The sequence below is a fragment of the Rheinheimera soli genome (assembly GCF_021290985.1).
Classification (GTDB): domain Bacteria; phylum Pseudomonadota; class Gammaproteobacteria; order Enterobacterales; family Alteromonadaceae; genus Pararheinheimera; species Pararheinheimera soli.
This window is the reverse complement of sequence record NZ_JAJOYU010000062.1, coordinates 1-3,683: the sequence shown is the minus strand read 5'-3', so window position 1 is coordinate 3,683 and position 3,683 is coordinate 1. Positions and strand designations below refer to the sequence as shown.

At 46.6% G+C, this 3,683-nt stretch carries 2 protein-coding genes; both read right to left on the bottom strand.

Features of this window, described 5'->3' with window-relative positions; all coding sequences use genetic code 11:
* Positions 1 to 2,100 (bottom strand): gamma-mobile-trio integrase GmtZ (gene gmtZ / locus LSG37_RS20840; RefSeq protein ID WP_233081935.1); only part of this gene is annotated, 2,100 nt, incomplete at its 3' end.
* Positions 2,100 to 3,557: a gamma-mobile-trio recombinase GmtY gene (gene gmtY, locus LSG37_RS20835; protein WP_233081934.1), complete on the bottom strand. Its 1,458-nt coding sequence runs from the start codon at positions 3,555 to 3,557 to the stop codon at positions 2,100 to 2,102. The genes gmtZ and gmtY, both read right to left, overlap by 1 nt.
* Between the last annotated feature and the right edge of the window lie 126 nt (positions 3,558 to 3,683).

Sequence of the window (3,683 nt, the reverse complement as noted above, 5' to 3'; positions counted from 1 at the left end):
AAGAACCTGCATGTCATTATGTTTGGTAAAAGGCGCACCTTGCTCTTCACAGAAGAACTGCTCGTCTTTGAGTGTTTCTAACTCACCCTCGATTTCAACCGATAGGTTAGCCGCTTGGTGCGCCTTGTAACTAAGTTGATTAAACTGCGCGTTAAGCGCTGGCAGGTATCGCGCCTCGGTAATAAACCAACGGCAACGAATGCAGTTTTCAGGGCCATGCGGTACGCTGTCATAGATGCGATTGGCGGCAGCACTTGAATCTCTAATCAACTCACCACCGTTCCAACACCCGCCCAGCGTACTGACTTCATCGGATTTTACGGTGTTGCCTCCGACCAAACATAGGCCAGATGAACGCTCCTCCCAGCCGATGGGATTACGGTTAACCAGAGCTGCCTGAATACTGTCTTCTTTGTGATAGACCATTTTGCATTGAATTTGCGCTAGTGAGGCATCTTTGAGGAAGTTGCGCACTGACTGCTTGGCTTTACCCTCAAGCTCCCCCTCGGCTTCACTCATTTTTTCCGCCATCACGGACGGGGTGATTTTGTTGTAGTAGATGGTCATTAGGATACGTGAGTGTCCTGCCAGTAGTTTGGATATGACAGGTAGTGGCAATTGGGTATCCATCGTGTAGCATGTTATCAAGGATACACGCAAACTGTGCAGGGGGTGGTTCGTGGCAACCTTAGCGTTTTCTGGAGTGTCTTCTGGGTAATCCACAACCAGTTTAAGTCGCTCTCCATTATCAAGCGTATTACCTTGCTCAGCGAGCTGGTTTTCCAGTGTTAGCAAGAGTTGATACCAAAGAGGTGCCAGAGCCACTCCCCCATAAGATGGTTTGTATTTGTCATCTCCTTTCGCTGACGCATCCCGAAAGAGAAAGGCGATTTCACCCATGCTCTCTAACTGCTTGTCTGATTTTCTCGCCCCAATGTGCTTGTGAAGCAATGCAGCACAGTCGGTAGGGTTAGCTATTGGGTTGTATTTCTCTTGCCAGTTACGCAGTTTTTCCAGCCAATATAATACTTCCTCATTCTGCCAAGGGATGATGTAGCCGCGTTCTAGTTCATCTTTATTCTGGTCGGCGGTTTTGTTGGTGTTGACATACAAGCCTGTGGAATATTGCCCTGTCATGGTGTCATGGATACGGCGAAAGATGCCTTTACCAAAAGGGCGTTTTTCGCTACCGAGCGCAAAGTCGTGCTTGTCATTGAGCTTCCAATGACCGCTTTCATAACGCCACGTATCCGCTTCGCCACTGTCTAACATGCGCACTTGATAGGTGCGCAGTGGCAGATGCAGCTTCATAAATATAACCATCGCTTTGACAGGTGACCAGATTTGGTGGAGGGTGATTCTTTTACCATCTCTAGTTACTTCTTTAGTGCGCCACACGCAATCGGGGTCAGATTTGTCAATTAGTTCAGGCTCGACGTCGAACCAGTCGCCACTTCCACCTGCTTTGCCTTGCCCTGACTGCTCTTGTGCCCATGCCCAATGCTTGAAATGTCGGTAGTGATAGCTAGGCAGTAACGATTCGCCTTGTGGTAGGTTTTGCTCAATCACCGTCAGTTCCGCTTTATCGGGCAATGGACACAGAATTTGGCGCAGGTCTTGGATGTAACGATACGGAAGTGGGTTACGCACGGTTTCAGTGTGTGATTGTTGCCTCTTAATTTTGCTCAGCGGATTGCGAACCAGTGGTGTTAAGTTGCCACTATCGTCCTCTTCAGATAAATGATGCTCAATGATGTAATCAATGAAGGTGCAAGCTTGATTGATGCCACGTGATACTTCAACGGGGCAGTTAATGGTTTCTCTTATCCTAGATTCTAACTCTTCACTAGAGCAGAGGTGGCCGTCATATCCTTTGAAAAACAAGCCTACATCCTTTGCATAAGGAGCGCACACCAACAGGTAGGACTCAAAAAAACGGCCCAACGCTTTACGCTTGTTGTCAACTCCCACATGTTGAATCGCCATCCACTCAGCGGCTAATTCCTGCCATTGCTCCCACTCAGGGCCAAGGGTGGTGAGCATCCATTTAAACGTTAAGTCCGATGTGCGCCCGTCATTTTTTTTACCTTTCCTTGCCATTATTTACCTCGTAATTTCGGATGCTTGCCTGTGAAATAGCCTTGCGGGTCGATGTTGTCAAAGCCATGTTCGACCAATGATTTCCAATCTAGCGATTTTACTTTGGACTCAGGATTTGCCAGTTGTAGCGTGGCCTTGTTGAGTTCATCGGAGATTTCCTGCTGCCCTTTACCTGTGTAGGGAACTTGAGACTCCAGTGATTTATGGTGCATACAGCGACGAATGACTAATGGGTCAAGACCTGAGCGCTCTAATCGTCTACCATAGTTATGTCGATGTCCGTGAGGATCTAACCCTTCCGCTTTATTCGGTGCTAACCCAATGCGTTTTAGTCCTGCCGCATAGCCTTGATGAAAAGCGTTGAGCGTGTATGGGCTACCGAGGGCGCTGTGATGGAATGAAATGAACGCATACGGGTGATGACAATCAATGCTGGCTCGGTACTTTTGATAGTCTTTCCATAATGACATGAAGACCTTGCCAAACTCCGTGGGGAACCATTGCACTTGGATGTAATTATCACGATGATCTACAACACGATTCTTCCAACCAATCCGCGCTGTACCCTGCATTTTGATCCGTGGTATGCGGGCATACTCTTCTTTAAGATAGGCTGCTCTGGTATGGTTCCCACTTCGACTACGCCAGCCATCAGGTGCTTTACCATCAACTTCGTTGTATACCCGAACCACAGCTTTATCTGGATTGTAAGGGTCTTCAAACACGTCCGTCACCCAAACTAATAATGCTTCACTTTCTCGTAGACCACCGCCATGCATCAGCAGAAGAATAAGCTTATCTCTTAGCACTACCCGTGGGTCTTTTGCGCCACCCATTCCGTCTTTGAAGAATGACTCCCAGTGTTTTTCTGGAAAGGCAATCGCATCGTCTTCCGTCTTGGTGAGTGGAGTGCGCCCCTTCATTGTTCTGGCTTTGCGAATAGTTTTATTGATGCTCTTGTCTTCGATATGCCCAAGAAAATCATTCTGGTTTTTACGAAACCATGCCGCATAATTTAAGCGTTGTTCATGCGGAGTCGCATCCCTCAAGGGATTCATTGGCTCAGTACCTTGCTTTTTAGCAATCCAGTCAGTAAAAGCTGTCAGCCTATGGATGTGTTTATTGACATGCTCTGTCGAGCTTGGCATCCAATATAAGCCAGACGGATCGAGTCCATCTTCACCGACTGTGCCGCTATACAGGCGTTTAGCAAAGGTTTGGAATAAAATTTTGGGGTCGCTGAACAAGTCCTTGTTAGCCTCCATATAGTCTAAAAGCAAAGAAACGACTTGAATGAATTGATTCATAACGGACGCACTGACACCGTTTGCCTCCATGTCAAGAAGGTAATCCGTTACAACACTCAACTCGCCTTGTTCAGTAAGCAACACTGGTAGTTGGCTTTTTATGCCCGTGTTATCTTCGACAACAGTCGCTTTTACTTTTACTGATGACATGTTCTGAATACCCATACACATAATACACACAAAGCACTATATACCCACACTAAAAAATATCAATAAAAAAGGCAGATTTCTCTGCCTTAATACACATTATACATAGTTTAATGTACTATATATAAC

Coding starts and splice junctions, on each gene's coding strand:
- gmtY (WP_233081934.1), bottom strand. CDS start 3,557: ATGTCATCAGTAAAAGTAAAAGCGACTGTTGTCGAAGATAACACGGGC.